This is a genomic window from Chryseobacterium sp. C2(2020) (assembly GCF_014218915.1).
Classification (GTDB): domain Bacteria; phylum Bacteroidota; class Bacteroidia; order Flavobacteriales; family Weeksellaceae; genus Chryseobacterium; species Chryseobacterium mucoviscidosis.
This window is the reverse complement of record NZ_JACLCT010000011.1, coordinates 1-16,570: the sequence shown is the minus strand read 5'-3', so window position 1 is coordinate 16,570 and position 16,570 is coordinate 1. Positions and strand designations below refer to the sequence as shown.

Here is a 16,570-nt window from a genome sequence, read left to right as displayed (position 1 = left end):
ATGAAACAGTTACTTGATTTAGACGCATTCGCAAAAACGCTGACCGATAAAGGGTATGACGGTTATTTCCAAACGGAGGCAGCTTATGCCGACAAAATCAAAGACAGCATCAGCAGGTTTTTAGAGGCTTGTAAAAATGGGATGGATAAACCGATGTTGCCCAACATTATGATGCTGACAACTTACCTGCAATGGAATGGCGATGATAAGCCAAAGGTTGAATGCAATATGTGGGTAAAGTATGAAGACGGTCTTTTTGATGTACAGAAGATGAATATTGAAAGGATAGACCAATACGGGCAATTATTGAAACAATCCAAACTGACAGACCTCTCTACAAGCTCGGTTCCGACAAGGAAAGAAGCCATTGCCCAAGTGTCTGACAAACCTAAAGAACAGTTGTCTTCCCCGAAAAGGCGGTTTAAAATGCGATAACCGAAAATCATTAAAGTATGAAAAAATTAAGAGCAACTATGGACAGGTTTTTTGATAAGCTCGATGAGCGTTGGCGGGCTTTGCCAGTGCGCAAGCAGCATCAATACACGTTGTACTTTTTTGTGGGTTATCTCTTGCTTACGGCAGGGGTTATTGGCAAAGTAGTGTACGATACGGGCAAGCCGAATGATACCATCAACATCAGGCATATCGAGAACCCTGTCCTCAAAAGTAAAAATCCTGCAAGGTTGCAGGATAGTGTATCAACAATTTTAAAAAATCAGTTTTATGAAAGAAAATGAAAAAAGGGTCAGCATTCTCGTTGAGGAAGGCGACCAAAGTAAAGCATCCAATCTGCTGGATGATAAAAAGAACAGCAAAGACCGCCTTAAAAAGCCCTTGATATTCGGTTTGATGGCGATTGTCTTCTTAGGCTGTATGTACCTCATCTTTAAACCGTCAAAGGATAAAAAAGAGGTCGAAAACATCGGGCTGAACGATGCTGTTCCACAAGCTACCGGGGCAGGAATGCCCGACAGCAAAGGCAAAGCGTATGAGCAGGAAATGCTGGAACAAAAAGACCAGGAGAAACGCAATGCCCTTACCACGCTATCCGATTATTGGAATGAGGACAGCTCATCTGCCAACGCCAAGAGCGAAGAAGATTTTGTAGAAGAGGAAGAAAGCAACGGCTATGGCAGTGGCAGAAATTCGGGACGTTATGGCAATCCTGCCTTGAACAGCTACCGAAATACACAAAGCACGTTAGGCTCATTCTATAATAACGACAATGCAGAAACAATGGAACTCCGCAGGCAATTGGATGAGCTAAAAGAAAAACTGGCTGATAAAGATGTACCTAAAGCAACAACAGTAGATGACCAGCTTGCCCTGATGGAGAAATCCTATCAAATGGCTGCAAAATATCTTCCGCAAGGTAATAGCAGCAATGGAGAAGCCACACCCACAAACGGTACAGCTTCGGGAGCTTCGACTGCCAGCCAAAAAGAGCATTTTGTATCATTTACGCCCACAAGGAAAAACACCGTATCAGCCTTGTATCGTGAGCCAACAGACAGCGAATTTTTGAACGATTTAAACCAGACCAAAAACAGGGGCTTCTATACCGCAGGTTCTACTGAACAGGTGGTACAGCCGAAAAACAGCATCAAAGCCTGCGTACACGATGCACAAACCGTTGTTGGGGAAACGGGCGTAAGGCTTCGTTTATTAGAGCCTGCCAAAACGCCTAATCGTACCATTCCCAAAGGAACTATCGTAACGGCGAATGCCAAGTTTCAGGGCGGTCGTTTACAGCTAAAGGTTACTTCGGTAGAACTGGAGGGTAATATCATTCCCGTAGATATTACCATTTACGATTTGGACGGGCAGCAAGGCTTGTACGTTCCGTATTCGCCCGAAATGAACGCACTTACCGAAATGGCGGGCAATATGAGCCAGACAGGAGGAACGAGCGTGATGCTTACGCAGAATGCCGGACAACAGGTTGCTGCCGATTTAAGCAGAGGCATTGTACAAGGAATTTCGGGCTATTTCGCAAAGAAAGTACGTACACCAAAGGTTACGCTCAAAGCAGGGCATCAGGTCTTCCTTGTATCAAAACAATAATGTTAAACTAAAATAATTTTATAATGAAAAATCTTTTTAAAACACTTTGGGCATTTGCTCTGACTATCGGCTTAGCCGTAAATTCTTTTGCGCAGGACAGCATCAGAACTCCGCTTGCATTGGGCAAGATAGAACCATACAAAATGGAAGTAACCTACGATAAAACTTCGCACTTGATTTTCCCGACTGCCATTCGTTACGTGGATTTGGGAAGCGAATACCTGATTGCAGGTAAAGCCGAAGATGCGGAAAACGTACTACGAGTAAAAGCATCGGTAAGGAACTTTGAACCGGAAACGAATTTTTCAGTAATTACCAATGATGGACGTTTTTACAGTTTCAGTGTGTATTACAGTTCCTACCCTGAAGCAACAAGCTATGACCTGCTAACAATGCAAAAATCAGTAGATAGAACCAACGGAAACGATGTGCTTTTTGAAGAATTGGGCAACAATTCGCCCTCACTGGCAGGCTTGTTACTGGAAACCATTTACAAGAAAGACAAGCGCATTGTAAAGCATATCGGGGCTAAGAGTTTCGGCATTCAGTTTATCCTCAAAGGCATTTACATACACAACGGCAAATACTATTTCCATACCGAACTGCGTAACAAAACCAATGTTCCGTTTGAGATTGATTTTATCAATTTCAAAGTGGTGGATAAAAAGGTTGCCAAACGTACCGTAGTGCAGGAAATTCCTTTGACACCGCTTAGGACTTACAAACCATTGGACGGCATAAAAGGAAAATCTACCGAGCAAAATGTATTCCTCTTAGACCAATTTACCATTGCCGATGATAAGATACTTCTGATTGAGATTTTCGAGAAGAACGGCGGCAGGCATCAAACATTGCAGGTGGAAAATTCGGATTTAATCAAGGCTCGTTTGATTGACGATATGCACCTGAAATTTTAATAACCCATTTAAAACAACAGTAATAAAATGAAAAAGTATATCTATACCGTGATGCTCGTTTTAATGGGTATCACAACGACACAGGCACAGCGAATGCTGCCGAAACAGAAAGGGTTGGAAGTAAATGTTGGTGTGCTGTCCGATGATAAAATCGGCAACGATTATTATATCAATATCGGTATGACCGTGAACGGTAAGAACGGCAATTACCAGCTTTGGGCGTTGGAATATACGCACCAATACCACGATTATAAAGACCTCCGCATCCCGCAGGAAACTTTTACAGCCGAGGGCGGTTACAGCTTCTTCCTTTTGGGCGATGCCCGGAAGAACATCACGCTGAATGCCGGAATAACCGCCGTAGCAGGTTATGAAAGCATCAACCGTGGCGAACCGATGTTGTATGACGGAGCGAAGATATTGGACGAGGACAATTTCATTTACGGAGCTGGCGGACGACTGACCTTTGAAACGTACCTTTCTGACCGATTTGTATTAGTCCTGCAAGGGCGTACAAAAGTCTTTTGGGGTACGGATTTACGACAGTTCCGACCGTCGGCAGGTGTGGGATTAAGGTTTAACTTTTAAAACGTAAAAAACGATGATAGCAATATTCAATAAATTCAGAACAGGGCTACTGCCATTATATATATTCCTGGCAATCCTCACAGCTTCGGTTACGTTGGTATCTTGCAGCAAAGATGATGAACTCGAAATACAGAACAATTTTCCTTTCGAGGTCAATGTAATGCCAGTGCCTAAAGATGTTGCCAACGGACAAACCGTAGAAATACGCATTACCATACAGCGTACAGGCAATTACAGCAACACGCAGTATTTTCTTCGCTACTTCCAGTTTGATGGTCAGGGAACGTTGCAATACTACAATGAGCCGCCGTATCAGCCCAACGACCTGTACCAGTTACCAACGGAGCAGTTCAGGCTGTATTACACGTCAACGTCTGCCGTATCACAATCTTTTGATGTTTGGATTTCGGACAGCTTCGGGAACGAAAAGCAGATAACTTTTCAGTTTAACAGCAGCGATTAAGAGCAGTATTCCAATTCATAAATAACGGCTTATCTGATGGGTAAGCCGTTTTTAATTTTAAATTCGATAGTTGCTAAAGAAATAATTTCTTATCCTTGCAATAATGAAAAAGGGTATTATCCTTTCGGTTTACCAAATTTGAGTAAGTTATTATTTCCATAAACAATGAAAGCGGCTTGCCTTTTTGGGTAAGCCGTTTTCGCATTTTATAAAACTGCTGATTTTACAGACTATGGAAATAAAAATTAGAAAGGAAGAAAAGGAAGATTTCAAAAAAGTTTTTGAACTCATTCGCCTGGCTTTTGAAAACGAGGAATTGAGCGACCATAAAGAACAGTTCTTGGTGGAACGGTTACGCAATTCTGATGCGTTTGTCCCCGAATTATCACTTATTGCCGAAGTAGATAATCAAATTGCGGGATATATATTGCTCACAAAAATTAATATTGAAGACAAGGATAAAAACACTTACACCTCGCTTGCGTTAGCCCCTGTTGCTGTGTTGCCGAATTATCAGGGAAAAGGTATTGGCGGCAAACTCATACAAGCTGCCCACGATATAGCAAAAAAAATGGGCTTTGGCTCTGTGATGCTGTTAGGACACGAAAACTATTACCCTAAGTTTGGCTATAAGCTGACCAAAGAATTTGGGATAAAGCTGCCATTTGAAGTTCCTGAAGAAAACTGTATGGCAATAGAACTATCGCAAAATGCGCTGCAAAATGTAAGCGGTGTAGTTCGGTATCCGAAAGAGTTTGAAATTGAATAATGCCACGGATATTTTTCGTAAATTCAAACAGTGGAAATAAAGTATTTTTGGTATGGTTGCATCATTGGTAATAGGTATTATATTTTTGGTTGCAGGACTGGGACTTCGCTACTGGATTAACCGGAGAAAGTTTTACAGGCGCAGCCCTATGGGAGCAGAGGGCTTCTCATCTTATGAAAGTTCGGTTTTCATTAAATTCGTGGAAAGGGTCGGTAAATGGATAGCTTACGGGCTGATTATTTTCGGTCTGTTGTCGCTGTGGGTTTATTGGCGTGAGAAAAAAGAAAAACAACAACCTGAAGTAAAAATAGAACAACCTGCCGAACGCAGATAGTTATTACAGCATACATTTTTTAAGCAAATCGGATAGCCCAAAAGCTATCCGATTTTTTTATTTACGGCTTAGTAAATCGCCAAACGCTACCTCTCAAAGCCAAACCCTGCAACTTTCCCCAATGCCGTACTAAGCCTTTATAAATTCAACTTCCATAGCAAAATTGAGCAAACAATGGAAGTAATCGCAATACAAAAATCCGCACTGGACGGAATGAAGAATGAGCTGAAAGCACTTTTGGAACTTACCGAAAATGCCACGCAGAAATACACGCCAATTTTTGCGCAAGAGCAATGGCTCGATAACCAGGAAGTGTGTTTGATGATGAACATTACCAAGCGGACTTTGCAGACGTATAAGGACAAAGGGTTATTGCCTTATTCCAGACTGAACCGTAAAAATTATTATAAACGCTCGGATGTACAGGCTTTGCTCGAAGCCGGACAACCGTACAATACTGCCAAAAATGGATTTATTCACGAATGACAATGAAGAAATCATTGCCCATCAGGAAATGATAACACAGCTAAGAACCCGTATCGAAAGCATATTGAAAAACTACCGCCCTGTAATGAACGGAGAAATTTACCTTTCGGGCGAAGATGTGTGCAAGCTGCTCCATATCAGCAAACGCACTTTACAGCAGTACCGTGATGATAATATACTGCCGTATATACAAATAGGCGGTAAGATTATTTATAAGGAAAGCGATATCCTGACTATACTGGAGCAAAATTACATTTCACAAAAAATTGTTTGACTGTAATCTTTTTTGTATTATATGCTGTCAAAAAAGGACGAGTTTAGTATCTTTGTTGTCGAAAATATAGAAAATACTTAAAGTTGTTTTTGCTTTAAGTTCCGCATTAGAAACTGGTAATTTTTAAAACCCCGGAACGAATAAGTAAGAACGCTCACGTTATGGCGTGGGCGCTCGCTTATTTGGGGGTCAGGCGTACCAGTGCCTTAATGCCAGTAAGTGTGGTTGCCTGCGCCTCTTTTTTTTGCAGGTTCCACTAACTTGATAAACATTAAGAGTTATGGACGGCAAGGATATTTTTTACCCCGAATTTGACCACCCTGCTACGCAATTATCAGCGTTCTCTCTCTGCATTGATGTTTTTATCATATCCCTTAAAAACGGGGAAATTGTACATTTTAAACCTAACGAGATAGCACACTTTAAAGATTGGCTTGACCGTTTTAAAGTCAGGGACATTGAGGTCGATAAAGGAATACCTTACGTTACTCGAACTCCGAATTTATCTAAAGCTCCCAACGGATTTTTTAACCTCATCAAACTAAGCAAAAAGAAAATGAGCAAAGAACAAATAATAAAGGTAGGGATGATAGATGACCACGATATGCTTAGAAAGGGTATTTGTGATTTTCTAATGGGTTTCGGTTTTGAAATACTTTTTGAAGCCGAGAATGGAAAAATGGCAATGAAAAAAATGGAGGAAATCGAAGTTGTTCCCGATGTAATGGTTGTTGATATAAATATGCCGGTAATGAATGGTTTTGAAACCGCTAAAGCATTGAATGAAAAATATCCGCAAACCAAAGTCCTGGCTTTTAGCATTAATGATGATGTACAGGATGTAGTAAAGATGCTTCAGCGTGGCGTAAAAGGGTATATACTGAAAGGCGCAGACCCCGAAGAACTTAAAAAAGCCATAACCGTTATAAATGATGGAGGACATTATTTTAGTGCTGGCGTAGCCGAAATTGCAAAAGAATACTATAAACAGTTTCCGCAATAACAGGTTTCTTTGTTACTTTCTTTTCCGCAGAACTCACGAAAGAAAGTAATCCCCCAATAATAAATTATGGGATAATGAATATCCCAAGCAATAATGTCGCAACCTGTTTGGTAAAATGGAAAAGAAAGGATTTGTGTAAGGGCGCATTTTGCTAAAGGGGATTGCACCAATTTAAAGCAAAAAGACTGCCCAACCATCGGGAGGATCTGTCTTTTTGCCGCCCGACTTTTCGGGTCAGGCGGCTGCTATTTTAGCTTATGGTTTTTAAATACTCGTCATAACGTTCCGTTATATCCTTGCCTTTCCTGAACGTGTCTTTTGTGTAGCTGTAATGCTCTTCAAAGAACTTTACTTCTTTGGTGGTAAGGTCTATTAAATAGCGGTAGTCTGCGTTTATCCGCCTTTCATCCATTGTACAATGCTCCGTAAGCATTTCGAGTTCTTGCTCACTGTTGTCAAGGGATAACAAAGGCAAAAAAAGCCTTTCAACGATATATCCCTGTTCGGGTGCGCTGCTGCTGTCGGCAACGCAAATAAGAGATTTGCCGTTGCTCAATTTGATATGAAGATTTGAACGTGTCATAAATTGAAATTGGGGTTTATTGATTAAGCCGTTAATTGGATTAATGAAAATTCTTCCGTCCAAAATTCCTCGCTGGTGTGCTTGCCGTATGCTGTATAGTAGCCTGTACCGTTTGCACGCAATACAAGCCTGTAACAGTCCAATCGGTTTTCGGGTGCGGTAAACATTTCCTGCTCCCCCTCGTCAAGCTCCACAAATGCCCATTCTTTATCGTTTAGCATTTCTTCAATGTTCGGGGTATCGTCTTCGCCTGTGCAATAAAAATCTACTGCCGTATCATAGTAGTTCATTGAGCAGAAATAATGATTGCCCTCTAACGGCTTAACCAATGCAAGCCGTTTTGCCTGTTCCTGTTTCCATTCTTCGGATAGATGGATAATTGCAAACTCGCAATTATCCCATTCGCTATTGGTGTTGGCTTTAACCAAAATATGTGCTGTCGCTTTATCGGATAGTTTCATCGTTCTAAATTTTAATGGTGTTTAACTGATTTTCGATTTTACGTTCTAATAGAGTGTCGAGTATTTCCCATTCGCTGTCGTACTCCTTGCCCTCAAAATGGTAGGTGTCTGTTTCCTTGTCTAATTCGTAGCTGTCAAAATCTTCGTCTTCCAGATAAATATCTATGAGTAGCTTGTCAGAAAACATTGTCCTGCCATATACCAAACAACCTAATTCCTCATAATCCAATTGGAAATCTATGTTGTAATGCTCGGCTATCTGCTTAACTGCTTCCGCATTTGGCGACCATTTTGTTTGATAATTGAATATTCCCGTATCGCTTTCGTAAACCTCAAAGAAATATCCGCCGTTACTGTCGTCTATGAAATCGGGCAGTTGTCCGCAATTCTCTTTCCTTTCTCTTTCAGCCATTGATTTGAATAGCTGTGTTACCTGTTCGATTGCTTCAGGCTTCCCCTCGAAGACAACCGTATTGTTGCACCAATTTGGCATAATTATTTATCGTTTAAGGTTATTTTTAATAAAGGCTCACTTCCGAATATTAGGTGTATAGCCTGTTTTAGATTGGGTTTACAGTCCTCTGTCTGTGCATATTCGATAAGGCAGTGCATCGCAAATATTGCGTTGTATCCGTCAAAAAAATGGTCTGCAAACCAGCGTGGTTTTTTGAGAAGTTTGTCCTCGTTCTTCTCGATTATCCTGTGTGCATCCTGCACAAGCCTGTACCAAAATTCTGCGGTAAAAAAGCCCTTTTGATACCAACCCTCACGAATGGTAATTTCATTTTTCAGAAAGTATTCGCACTGCTTTTTTACGGCGTTCTGAATGTTCGCCATTTCTTCGGGGAATAGCCTGCAAAGCAATTCGCCTTTATCTAAGTTGTCCATTTTATGTAATGCTTTCATATTGTTGTTTTATAGTAGGCTACCACCATTTAAGGCGGTAGCCTGTTGTTATCTAATTAAGGTTTAGGATTTCCGCACCGTCCAAAGCAAATGCGGTACACAATTCAAATGCTTTCTGTGATTTGAGTTGGGCAGTACCACCCAATACAATGCTCTGTAATTTGGCTTCATCATCTTTGTAATTGCGTACATTCTGAAAGTAGCCTGTAACAGCGTTGTATGCTCCGAACAAAGTCCCTTTGGTCGTGTTCATCTGTTGTGCATCATCTGTCATAGCATATAGAAGCGCATTATCAACCACGTTTTTGAACACGGTGGAAACTTCATCGTCAGCCCCTTTGTTGATAAGGTCAAGTGTTTCTTTGTTCGGGCAAAGTGCCAACTGGATTAGCTTTCTTACTTCTCGGTCTGATACTTTTACCTTTGTCCAATTATTGAAAATGCCCTCTAATTGGTTGCTCAATGTGTTGGCAAGCCCCATAATCTTGTGGGCGTTCTCGATACGTTGTTTTGCTCCCGAAGTATGTTTGATACGGACTACATTGGTCATACTGCGTAGTGAGGCATTCAGCGTGTTTTGGCATACGATACGGATAGGCGTAAATGCTGCGGTAATACTTCCGCTACCATCGTGCGAAGTGGTTAGAAAAATGTACTTTTCCGTTACATCATCGCCATTGCCTACACGGATATAATCGGGCAGTTTGGCAGTGATAAAGATGCGTTCCCCTTTGCCCAATGCCCCTGCGGTTTCGTACAGGATACCTTCGCCACCACCTACAATAGCATCAAAAAAATTAAAGGCTTCCCGATTTTGTACAATGTGGTAATCCTTACCGACTACACCCAATACTGCATTGTTATCGGTGCGTATGTTAGCGAAATAGTTAGGTACTTGTAATTCGGTGCTACCTATTTCTATACCGTTGGCAGTTTCGATAATGCCCGAACCTTTGGTAAACAGTGGGGATTTTACGACATCGTAATCTAACCCTGCGTATTTGATAGCTTCCTCGCTCGTTGGGTATTGCTCTACGATTTGCCCCAAACCGTGCCACGCTTTTTGCTGTACTGAAAAGAAACTGTGCTTTCCTGTTTGCTCGTTGAAATGAATGTTATGTGCCATTTTGATAAATTTTGATGTTAAAAAATGATTGAATACTCGTTGTTAGAATGGGAGGTCGTCATCTGCTCCCTGTGCTGTAACCTTGTTGTTCTCGGCTTGTGCAGTAGCTTGTATGGTTTCGGCTCTCCTGCTACCTCCGTGCAGTTTGATTTGTGAGGTATGAAAGTTCAGCCCCGAATGTGCTTCGCCGTCTTTGCCTATCCACGCTCGTGTATTCACTCGCCCTGTGAGTTCTACCAATGTGCCTTTTGTCAGCAGTCTTGCCACGTTTGCAGATAGCCAGTAGGCACAATCGAAGTAGGTCGTTTGCTCTACACGCTCGCCTTGTTTGTTCTTGTAGCTTTCGTTGCTCGCTACCGAAAAGTTTACTACTTGCTTGTCGTTGTTAAGGGTTCTTACTTCCGCATCCCTTGTTAGTCGTCCGATGATGTTCATAATCGTTCTGTTTTAAAAGTTTGACATTTTGTTACGTTCGCTTTTCTCGCTTCCTGCTTCCTGTTGTGGTCTGCTCCGCTTCGCATAATATTTTCCAAAAGAAAAACCGGAAAAAAGAAAGCAGATAATCCAAGCGGGCAACAGCGATGACCAAGAAAAAAAATGATTTAATGGGGGTTCCTTTAGGGGGAAACCGTTCATTCGTTTTTTTTATTGGTGGGTGTGTGCGATGGCTGCCCGCTATAACTTAGCTGCCTTTTTACCGGTTGATTGTGGAAATTTTCTATTCCTAATTTTTATGTCAATTATGAACAGGCTTCAATAGTCTGAAACAAAGGAGGAGTAATAAAAAAGTATGGGCATAAAAAAAGCAGAACCGTTAAGTTCTGCTTCTTGTGGTTAGATAAAAGCGGATTAGATTGCCATCATAAATGCCTCTTCCATTGCTTTGAATTTCGGTGTAACCAAATCCATATCCTTGCTGATTTTTTGGCTTGTGATTTTAGCATAAATTTGTGTGGTGGAAATGTTTTTATGCCCCATCATTTTGCTAAGGCTTTCAAGCGGTACGCCCTCGGTCAGAAACATTGTTCCAAAAGTATGTCTTGCGGTGTGAAAGGTTACTTTTTGCTCCGTGATAATCTCTGCCTTTTCAACCAATTTACCTATGTGCGTATTGCAGGTTGCATTGGTAGGAACCGGAAAGATAAATTCATTCCTTGTTGTACCCTGATATTTCTCAATGATACGTTTAGGGATTTCCATTAACCGAACATTGGAAGCAACATCAGATTTCTTTCTCCGGCTGATAATCCATTGATGACCGTCAAAGAATGATTGAATATTGCTTCTTGTCAATTTCTTAATATCAGCGTAAGCCAATCCTGTAAAGCAACTGAAAATAAAAATATCTTTTACAAGTTCATATCTTTTATGCGGAACCTGACACATCATCAGCTTTTCAACGTCTTCTTTCAGTATGTACCCTCTGTCGGTTTCTTCCATACTTATTTCGTAATCCTCAAAAGGATTATCACGTATCAGCCCTTTTTTGATAGCCAGTTCAGCCAAAGCAATAACAGGCATTGTGTAAATCCAAACCGTGTTATGGGCGCATTGCTTATCGTAGCGGAGGTAAAAGTCAAACTCACGGATAAAATCTGCCGTCAGTTCCCGAAATGCCATATCTTCCCTGTGATAACGCTCTTTTATAAATTCCGTAAGATGATTGTAAACAGTGATGTATTTGTTGTAAGTTCCTTGTGAACGCTCCTCTTTATCAACCAATCTTTTAAATTCAACATTCTGGTCGTTAAAAACTTTCAATATGGCATCATCCATTACACCAACACCGAGAAAAGAGAGCTTTACTTTTTGGGCAGTTGCAAAGCCCTCGTGCTTCAGCATATCTTCATAAATCTTGTCGATACGTCCCCGTATATTGTCCAGCTTTTGGTTGATGCTCAAAGCTGTGGCACTTTTGCCCTGAACCCGTCCGTGTTTTAAATCCCAACTATTAGGGTTAATTTCTAACTTTGTCCCGAAAGTTTTCGGTGTTCCATCAATGGTAATACGTGCCATAACCGGGGCATTACCGTTCTTTTTCAGTTCGTTCTTTTTCAAATAGAAAAGCAGTTTGAACGTCGATTTTTTTGTCTGCTCCATAACTCAAATGTTTAACGTTTAAAATTAAATTACATTGAGTTACAAGGGAATATAAAAAAGGGTGCAAAAGACTGAAATATAATCAGTTAAGCTATATAGTTGCCTTTATCAATCGGTAACGAATTAGTAACCTAACCTTGTCAATTTAAGCCCAAAACCTATCAGACACCGAGTTCCAAACTAAGACTACACATTTATAAAGCATTGTATAGTAGCGGTTTTAATCGCTTTGCGTACTTTTGCTTTTTATTAATCTTTTTATGAAAAAATATAAAAATTGATAGTATAAAAGAAGGGAAATACATTTTTGTTTATGAAAACATTTTTGGGAAACAGGTTAAGAATGAAGTTGTAGTAAATGATTCTGAAAATTATAAAATTAGTATAAATCCTGACAGGTTAGATGAAAAATTTAAGAATCTGGCTTTTGAAAATATGAGAAATGATGAAGTTAAATTAATCTATAAATCTTCTGGTTGTTTTCATCTGCAAAAAGACTCTATTACCATTTTAAATAAAGGACATTATTACTTTATTAAAGATGATAATGGAAAACTAAGGAAAATTGATAAAAGAATTATTGAATATTTTGTTGATTTGGAAAACAGAACTCGAAATATTCCAAAAGAAAAAGGTTGTACAACGGTTGATAGTTTTATTTTTAAATACAAAAGTAAATCAGATACTTTTTATGACGGAACTTGCAGAATTAACTTAGTTTCAACACTAATTAATTACAGAGAAAAAAATAAAATATAAAAAGGAAAATTTTCCTTTTTTATTTCAGGTTAACTTTCAAAAATTATTGAAAATATAATAACAATAAAAACTCAAAACATGAAACGTAAAATATTAATAGGAGAAGCAATAGTTCAGACAGTCATTAGCCTTGTATTCTTTTCGTATGCTATCGCTGATTATTTCGAAAAAACATCCGGAACAGAATTTTTTATTGCACTTTTTTATATTGGTATATCAAATCTGATAGGATTTTTATTGAGGGTTTCACTTAGCAAAAGCAAATTTCACCGGTACTATTTTTTTGGTGTCTTGATATTTTTCCAGTTATTATTTGTTGCGGTTTTATTATTCAACGATTCTAAAATTGAGTATGTTCTTTATTTCATGGGCATCGGAGGCGTACTTTTTAATATTTACTATCTGATCTATGGCTTCTACAATGTTAAAACGATGCAACAGAATAAAACGGAAAAATAATTTTTTTGAATTTAAATTTCAAAATTTATTGAAAATATAATATTTATAAAATGTTCAATATTGTTTCATATCTGCTTTTTCTTTCCGTCAGTTCATACATCACCATTGATGTCGGAAGAAGATGCTACAACGCAGGAAAACATTACCTGAACTATCTTATTCACGATGCAGATTTGTGTTTAACGATCAACAGGATTCTTCTTGCGTGTTACTATCTCATCAATCTAGGGTATATCGCATTAAATCTGACGCATTGGGAAAAAGTAGATTCTATAGAAAAAATGTTATCTGTGACAGCAGTCAGAATCGGTTATATCACCTTGATTTTATGTGTGCTGCACTTTATGAACATTTTCTCGCTTTACTTTTTAAGAAAAAATTTAACCATAAAATAATAAAACTATGAATGCAACAGCTCTTACCACAACGTACAATTTCGAGGCTTACATGATCTACCTTCCTATTGTAATCCTTCTCACCGTATTGGTTTCCCAGTTTCTGTTCAAAAATTCCAAAGCGTTTATGATTGATATTTTTCATCAGAAAGAAGACATTGCAATGGCAACCAACTCTTTATTTAAAATCGGTTTTTACCTTTTAAATCTAGGTTTTGCCCTTTGTATCATTGAATTTTTTCAAATTGAAACCATTGAAAGACTGGTTGTTGCTTTAAGCGAAAAAATCGGAGGATTTTCCATCTACCTCGGAGTAATGATGCTTCTGAACCTGCTTCTTTTCCTGAAAGGTCGTAAACACGCCATGAACAAAGATAAAATCATCAAAAATGAAAACACTGCTATTTAAAATCTGGATGTATTTCACCTTCAAAATCCAGAAAAAGAGAACAAGAGGAGATTTTTTGAACCTTTAAAATTAATCACCATGAAAACTTTTGTTAAAAACGACTTTTATATTCAACTTTCATTCCTTGTAATCGGACTTATTTTGATATTCTTAGGAATTGTTGTTTTTGAAAATGCTACTGTTTTTCTTTTTTATTTCATAGTGGGAATACCTCAATTGATTAGTTTTATCAGCAGAGCCTTTCAGAAAACAAAGAAATCTTGGCTATATATTGTCTACGGAATTTTTATAATGCCTGTTTGGATTTCATGGCTGATTATTTTGGCTTTTAATAACAATAATGATGTCACCAATTTTTTCGGATATATTTTAATAGCATCATTGTTTTACAGTCCGGTACTTGCAATCCTCTACATTATAGATTGTTATAAAAATTATGAATACTAAAAAAACAGAATCATGAAAACTATTCTTACATATGATCTCAGAATCCAGCAATCGCTAATCTTACTGTTTCTTGCAACAATTCTTACAGCAATAATTACAAAACAGGAATTTTTAGGAGTAGTAATAATAGTTGAATTTTTCCTGATAGCCATTGCTCAGTATTCTCTGAATATCATCAAGACTTTCAGCAAGAAATATGTAAAAACAGATTCCAGAAAAGTATATGTTTTTATTTCGACCTATGTAGTAATCGGTTTTTTAATCCTGATTTTATCATCATTATTCAAGTTTGAAGACACTGAACAAAACCTGAAAAATATTTTTGAATTAATGGTAATGTCCTGGATATTTCTTTCACCAGTTCTCATCATTCAGTCATTAATGATCAGTTTTTTTGATGCTAAAAATAGTTTAAACTAACAGCCATGAAAACCCTCAAAAACCACACCCTCATCTACGACAACGAATGTCCTATGTGTAACATCTATTCAAAAGGCTTCATCAAATGCGGAATGCTCCATGAAAACGGAAGAGAAGCCTTTACAGATCTGAGTTTCGAAAATAAAGACCTCATTGATTTCAACCGCGCAAAAAACGAAATCGCTTTAGTCGATCACGAAAAAAACACAGTAATATATGGTTTAGAAAGTCTTTTGTTAATCATCGGAAATTCTTTTCCAAAGCTTGAAAAAATTGCGAGGATTCAGCCTTTATATTGGTTTTTCAAAAAGATGTATTCCCTCATTTCTTATAATCGAAAACAGATCATTCCTTCGAAAAATGACGATACGGAAACAGCCTGTATTCCGGATTTCAATCTAAAATACAGATTGGCTTACATCGCTTTTGTGGTCATTTTTTCAGGATATATTTTAAGCATATTTTCACCTAAATTGGAATTAAATCTTACTCAGAATTTTTGGAGAGAATTTGCAATTTGTTGCGGACAAATCGTTTGGCAGACTCTAGTTTTAAAAACTTATTTAAAAGAGAAAATCTGGAATTATTTGGGAAATATGATGACGGTTTCCTTAATCGGAACTTTACTTCTGATTCCGGCTTTATTTCTTAATCTCAATGTAAATGCATCAGTTATCTATTTCGGAATTGTGGTTTTTGTTATGTTTTCAGAACATCTCAGAAGAAGCAGAATTTTAAAATTAAACCTTTTTCCGACAATTTCGTGGACCGTTTTCAGATTGACTGTTTTAGCTGTTTTAATATGGATGAATCTATAAAAACTAAAAAATATTTTTAAAATGTCAACAATCTATTTAGATACCATCATCAAATCAGACATTCAGACCGTTTTTGATCTGGCAAGAGACATCGATCTGCATCAGAAATCAACTTTTAAAACAGGCGAAAAAGCCATTTCGGGGCGAACTTCAGGACTAATCGAAGAAGGCGAAACGGTAACATGGAAAGCAAAACATTTAGGAATCTATCAAATCCTGACTACAAAAATTATCAGCATGAAGAAACCTTATCATTTCACAGATACGATGTTGAAGGGTGCTTTCAAATCCATGAAACATCAGCATATTTTCAGACAGGAAGGTAAAAACACAATCATGACAGACATCTTCGAATTTCATTCCCCTTTCGGAATCATCGGAAAAATATTCAACAGAATTTTTCTTAAAAATTACATGAAAAAATTTCTTTTAGAAAGAAACAAATTGATAAAATTCACCGCAGAAAATAAGCAGAAGCGCGAGCGAAGCGAGCGTCAAAACGTTTAATATGAGCGATGTCATGTTGAACTTTAAGTTTATCCTGAGCTTGACGAAGGAAAGCATCTCAACATTAAAACTATCAAAAATCGGTATTGTTAAATTAAAATATATTTCATAAATTAGTATTATGAAATGTTATAAATGTCAATCATTAGATAAAGTAAAAGCGGGTTTTACAAGAGGTTTGCAAAGGTATAAATGCAAAAGCTGCGGATGCTTTTATAGTGTTGAAAGCAAATCGGATGTAAAAAGTCCTGAGCAAAGACGGCTTGCATTAGAAATGTATTT

The 16,570-nt window shown here is 38.2% G+C and carries 26 protein-coding genes; 19 read left to right on the top strand and 7 right to left on the bottom strand.

Annotated features, from left to right (window positions below):
* From H6W52_RS08315 to H6W52_RS08265, 11 genes are all read left to right on the top strand, one after another.
* On the top strand, window positions 1–435 hold the full coding sequence (locus H6W52_RS08315; RefSeq protein ID WP_002996007.1) for a hypothetical protein: 435 nt from the start codon (window positions 1–3) through the stop codon (window positions 433–435).
* 17 nt (window positions 436–452) lie between these two features.
* Window positions 453–737, top strand: coding sequence for a hypothetical protein (locus tag H6W52_RS08310; RefSeq protein WP_002996005.1), 285 nt, complete (start codon window positions 453–455; stop codon window positions 735–737).
* The gene (gene traM, locus H6W52_RS08305; protein ID WP_002996003.1) at window positions 724–2,064 is read left to right on the top strand and encodes a conjugative transposon protein TraM; all 1,341 of its coding nucleotides are present in this window, start codon (window positions 724–726) and stop codon (window positions 2,062–2,064) included. Before H6W52_RS08310 ends, traM begins: the two co-directional genes overlap by 14 nt.
* Window positions 2,065–2,087: 23 nt before the next feature.
* The gene (traN, locus tag H6W52_RS08300) at window positions 2,088–2,981 is read left to right on the top strand and encodes a conjugative transposon protein TraN (RefSeq protein ID WP_002996001.1); all 894 of its coding nucleotides are present in this window, start codon (window positions 2,088–2,090) and stop codon (window positions 2,979–2,981) included.
* 27 nt (window positions 2,982–3,008) lie between these two features.
* Entirely contained in the window at window positions 3,009–3,569 is a 561-nt protein-coding gene (locus H6W52_RS08295) for a conjugal transfer protein TraO (RefSeq protein WP_002995999.1), read from the top strand.
* A gap of 13 nt (window positions 3,570–3,582) precedes the next feature.
* Complete coding sequence (locus tag H6W52_RS08290; RefSeq protein ID WP_002995997.1) at window positions 3,583–4,032, top strand: DUF3872 domain-containing protein; 450 nt, start codon at window positions 3,583–3,585, stop codon at window positions 4,030–4,032.
* A 232-nt stretch (window positions 4,033–4,264) separates the two neighbouring features.
* Window positions 4,265–4,801, top strand: a complete 537-nt coding sequence (locus H6W52_RS08285) for a GNAT family N-acetyltransferase (protein WP_002995995.1) — start codon at window positions 4,265–4,267, stop codon at window positions 4,799–4,801.
* 52 nt (window positions 4,802–4,853) lie between these two features.
* Window positions 4,854–5,135 carry a hypothetical protein gene (locus tag H6W52_RS08280; RefSeq protein ID WP_002995992.1) on the top strand — a complete coding sequence of 94 codons (282 nt, stop codon included), beginning with the start codon at window positions 4,854–4,856 and terminating at the stop codon, window positions 5,133–5,135.
* 174 nt (window positions 5,136–5,309) lie between these two features.
* Window positions 5,310–5,621 carry a helix-turn-helix domain-containing protein gene (locus tag H6W52_RS08275; RefSeq protein WP_185216641.1) on the top strand — a complete coding sequence of 104 codons (312 nt, stop codon included), beginning with the start codon at window positions 5,310–5,312 and terminating at the stop codon, window positions 5,619–5,621.
* Complete coding sequence (locus H6W52_RS08270; protein ID WP_002995987.1) at window positions 5,602–5,895, top strand: helix-turn-helix domain-containing protein; 294 nt, start codon at window positions 5,602–5,604, stop codon at window positions 5,893–5,895. Before H6W52_RS08275 ends, H6W52_RS08270 begins: the two co-directional genes overlap by 20 nt.
* Window positions 5,896–6,175: 280 nt before the next feature.
* On the top strand, window positions 6,176–6,898 hold the full coding sequence (locus H6W52_RS08265) for a response regulator transcription factor (protein WP_002995984.1): 723 nt from the start codon (window positions 6,176–6,178) through the stop codon (window positions 6,896–6,898).
* Between the two features lie 250 nt (window positions 6,899–7,148).
* Here H6W52_RS08265 and H6W52_RS08260 read toward each other — a convergent pair whose 3' ends face one another.
* The 7 genes from H6W52_RS08260 to H6W52_RS08230 form a co-directional block, all read right to left on the bottom strand.
* Window positions 7,149–7,481, bottom strand: coding sequence for a hypothetical protein (locus H6W52_RS08260; RefSeq protein ID WP_002995980.1), 333 nt, complete (start codon window positions 7,479–7,481; stop codon window positions 7,149–7,151).
* A gap of 23 nt (window positions 7,482–7,504) precedes the next feature.
* Window positions 7,505–7,942, bottom strand: coding sequence for a hypothetical protein (locus H6W52_RS08255; protein WP_002995976.1), 438 nt, complete (start codon window positions 7,940–7,942; stop codon window positions 7,505–7,507).
* 4 nt (window positions 7,943–7,946) lie between these two features.
* Entirely contained in the window at window positions 7,947–8,435 is a 489-nt protein-coding gene (locus H6W52_RS08250; RefSeq protein ID WP_002995973.1) for a hypothetical protein, read from the bottom strand.
* Window positions 8,436–8,437: 2 nt separating this feature from the next.
* A complete protein-coding gene (locus H6W52_RS08245; protein WP_002995970.1) occupies window positions 8,438–8,848 on the bottom strand; it encodes a hypothetical protein in 411 nt (136 codons plus the stop codon).
* A gap of 52 nt (window positions 8,849–8,900) precedes the next feature.
* Window positions 8,901–9,974, bottom strand: coding sequence for a DUF932 domain-containing protein (locus H6W52_RS08240; protein ID WP_185216639.1), 1,074 nt, complete (start codon window positions 9,972–9,974; stop codon window positions 8,901–8,903).
* A gap of 42 nt (window positions 9,975–10,016) precedes the next feature.
* Entirely contained in the window at window positions 10,017–10,409 is a 393-nt protein-coding gene (locus tag H6W52_RS08235) for a single-stranded DNA-binding protein (protein ID WP_002995963.1), read from the bottom strand.
* Between the two features lie 414 nt (window positions 10,410–10,823).
* Window positions 10,824–12,074: a site-specific integrase gene (locus tag H6W52_RS08230; protein WP_002995959.1), complete on the bottom strand. Its 1,251-nt coding sequence runs from the start codon at window positions 12,072–12,074 to the stop codon at window positions 10,824–10,826.
* A 435-nt stretch (window positions 12,075–12,509) separates the two neighbouring features.
* Here H6W52_RS08230 and H6W52_RS08225 point away from each other — a divergent pair, with 435 nt between their 5' ends.
* The 8 genes from H6W52_RS08225 to H6W52_RS08190 all read left to right on the top strand — a co-directional run bounded on the left by H6W52_RS08225 (window position 12,510) and on the right by H6W52_RS08190 (window position 16,288).
* Window positions 12,510–12,833, top strand: coding sequence for a hypothetical protein (locus H6W52_RS08225; RefSeq protein WP_185216637.1), 324 nt, complete (start codon window positions 12,510–12,512; stop codon window positions 12,831–12,833).
* 78 nt (window positions 12,834–12,911) lie between these two features.
* Complete coding sequence (locus tag H6W52_RS08220) at window positions 12,912–13,292, top strand: hypothetical protein (RefSeq protein ID WP_116099946.1); 381 nt, start codon at window positions 12,912–12,914, stop codon at window positions 13,290–13,292.
* Window positions 13,293–13,342: 50 nt separating this feature from the next.
* A complete protein-coding gene (locus H6W52_RS08215; RefSeq protein ID WP_116099947.1) occupies window positions 13,343–13,687 on the top strand; it encodes a hypothetical protein in 345 nt (114 codons plus the stop codon).
* Between the two features lie 7 nt (window positions 13,688–13,694).
* The gene (locus H6W52_RS08210) at window positions 13,695–14,096 is read left to right on the top strand and encodes a hypothetical protein (protein ID WP_116099948.1); all 402 of its coding nucleotides are present in this window, start codon (window positions 13,695–13,697) and stop codon (window positions 14,094–14,096) included.
* Window positions 14,097–14,174: 78 nt separating this feature from the next.
* Complete coding sequence (locus H6W52_RS08205) at window positions 14,175–14,543, top strand: hypothetical protein (RefSeq protein WP_116099949.1); 369 nt, start codon at window positions 14,175–14,177, stop codon at window positions 14,541–14,543.
* A gap of 12 nt (window positions 14,544–14,555) precedes the next feature.
* Window positions 14,556–14,963 carry a hypothetical protein gene (locus H6W52_RS08200; RefSeq protein ID WP_116099950.1) on the top strand — a complete coding sequence of 136 codons (408 nt, stop codon included), beginning with the start codon at window positions 14,556–14,558 and terminating at the stop codon, window positions 14,961–14,963.
* A gap of 5 nt (window positions 14,964–14,968) precedes the next feature.
* Window positions 14,969–15,781: a DCC1-like thiol-disulfide oxidoreductase family protein gene (locus tag H6W52_RS08195; RefSeq protein WP_116099951.1), complete on the top strand. Its 813-nt coding sequence runs from the start codon at window positions 14,969–14,971 to the stop codon at window positions 15,779–15,781.
* Between the two features lie 21 nt (window positions 15,782–15,802).
* A complete protein-coding gene (locus tag H6W52_RS08190; protein WP_116099952.1) occupies window positions 15,803–16,288 on the top strand; it encodes an SRPBCC family protein in 486 nt (161 codons plus the stop codon).
* Window positions 16,289–16,570: the final 282 nt, after the last annotated feature.

Coding starts and splice junctions, on each gene's coding strand:
- H6W52_RS08210 (WP_116099948.1), top strand. CDS start 13,695: ATGAATGCAACAGCTCTTACCACAACGTACAATTTCGAGGCTTACATG.
- H6W52_RS08270 (WP_002995987.1), top strand. CDS start 5,602: ATGGATTTATTCACGAATGACAATGAAGAAATCATTGCCCATCAGGAA.
- traM (WP_002996003.1), top strand. CDS start 724: ATGAAAGAAAATGAAAAAAGGGTCAGCATTCTCGTTGAGGAAGGCGAC.
- H6W52_RS08265 (WP_002995984.1), top strand. CDS start 6,176: ATGGACGGCAAGGATATTTTTTACCCCGAATTTGACCACCCTGCTACG.
- H6W52_RS08310 (WP_002996005.1), top strand. CDS start 453: ATGAAAAAATTAAGAGCAACTATGGACAGGTTTTTTGATAAGCTCGAT.
- H6W52_RS08230 (WP_002995959.1), bottom strand. CDS start 12,074: ATGGAGCAGACAAAAAAATCGACGTTCAAACTGCTTTTCTATTTGAAA.
- H6W52_RS08235 (WP_002995963.1), bottom strand. CDS start 10,409: ATGAACATCATCGGACGACTAACAAGGGATGCGGAAGTAAGAACCCTT.
- H6W52_RS08255 (WP_002995976.1), bottom strand. CDS start 7,942: ATGAAACTATCCGATAAAGCGACAGCACATATTTTGGTTAAAGCCAAC.
- H6W52_RS08240 (WP_185216639.1), bottom strand. CDS start 9,974: ATGGCACATAACATTCATTTCAACGAGCAAACAGGAAAGCACAGTTTC.
- H6W52_RS08280 (WP_002995992.1), top strand. CDS start 4,854: ATGGTTGCATCATTGGTAATAGGTATTATATTTTTGGTTGCAGGACTG.
- H6W52_RS08215 (WP_116099947.1), top strand. CDS start 13,343: ATGTTCAATATTGTTTCATATCTGCTTTTTCTTTCCGTCAGTTCATAC.
- H6W52_RS08205 (WP_116099949.1), top strand. CDS start 14,175: ATGAAAACTTTTGTTAAAAACGACTTTTATATTCAACTTTCATTCCTT.
- H6W52_RS08200 (WP_116099950.1), top strand. CDS start 14,556: ATGAAAACTATTCTTACATATGATCTCAGAATCCAGCAATCGCTAATC.
- H6W52_RS08290 (WP_002995997.1), top strand. CDS start 3,583: ATGATAGCAATATTCAATAAATTCAGAACAGGGCTACTGCCATTATAT.
- H6W52_RS08225 (WP_185216637.1), top strand. CDS start 12,510: ATGAGAAATGATGAAGTTAAATTAATCTATAAATCTTCTGGTTGTTTT.
- H6W52_RS08245 (WP_002995970.1), bottom strand. CDS start 8,848: ATGAAAGCATTACATAAAATGGACAACTTAGATAAAGGCGAATTGCTT.
- H6W52_RS08260 (WP_002995980.1), bottom strand. CDS start 7,481: ATGACACGTTCAAATCTTCATATCAAATTGAGCAACGGCAAATCTCTT.
- traN (WP_002996001.1), top strand. CDS start 2,088: ATGAAAAATCTTTTTAAAACACTTTGGGCATTTGCTCTGACTATCGGC.
- H6W52_RS08275 (WP_185216641.1), top strand. CDS start 5,310: ATGGAAGTAATCGCAATACAAAAATCCGCACTGGACGGAATGAAGAAT.
- H6W52_RS08190 (WP_116099952.1), top strand. CDS start 15,803: ATGTCAACAATCTATTTAGATACCATCATCAAATCAGACATTCAGACC.
- H6W52_RS08315 (WP_002996007.1), top strand. CDS start 1: ATGAAACAGTTACTTGATTTAGACGCATTCGCAAAAACGCTGACCGAT.
- H6W52_RS08285 (WP_002995995.1), top strand. CDS start 4,265: ATGGAAATAAAAATTAGAAAGGAAGAAAAGGAAGATTTCAAAAAAGTT.
- H6W52_RS08195 (WP_116099951.1), top strand. CDS start 14,969: ATGAAAACCCTCAAAAACCACACCCTCATCTACGACAACGAATGTCCT.
- H6W52_RS08295 (WP_002995999.1), top strand. CDS start 3,009: ATGAAAAAGTATATCTATACCGTGATGCTCGTTTTAATGGGTATCACA.
- H6W52_RS08250 (WP_002995973.1), bottom strand. CDS start 8,435: ATGCCAAATTGGTGCAACAATACGGTTGTCTTCGAGGGGAAGCCTGAA.
- H6W52_RS08220 (WP_116099946.1), top strand. CDS start 12,912: ATGAAACGTAAAATATTAATAGGAGAAGCAATAGTTCAGACAGTCATT.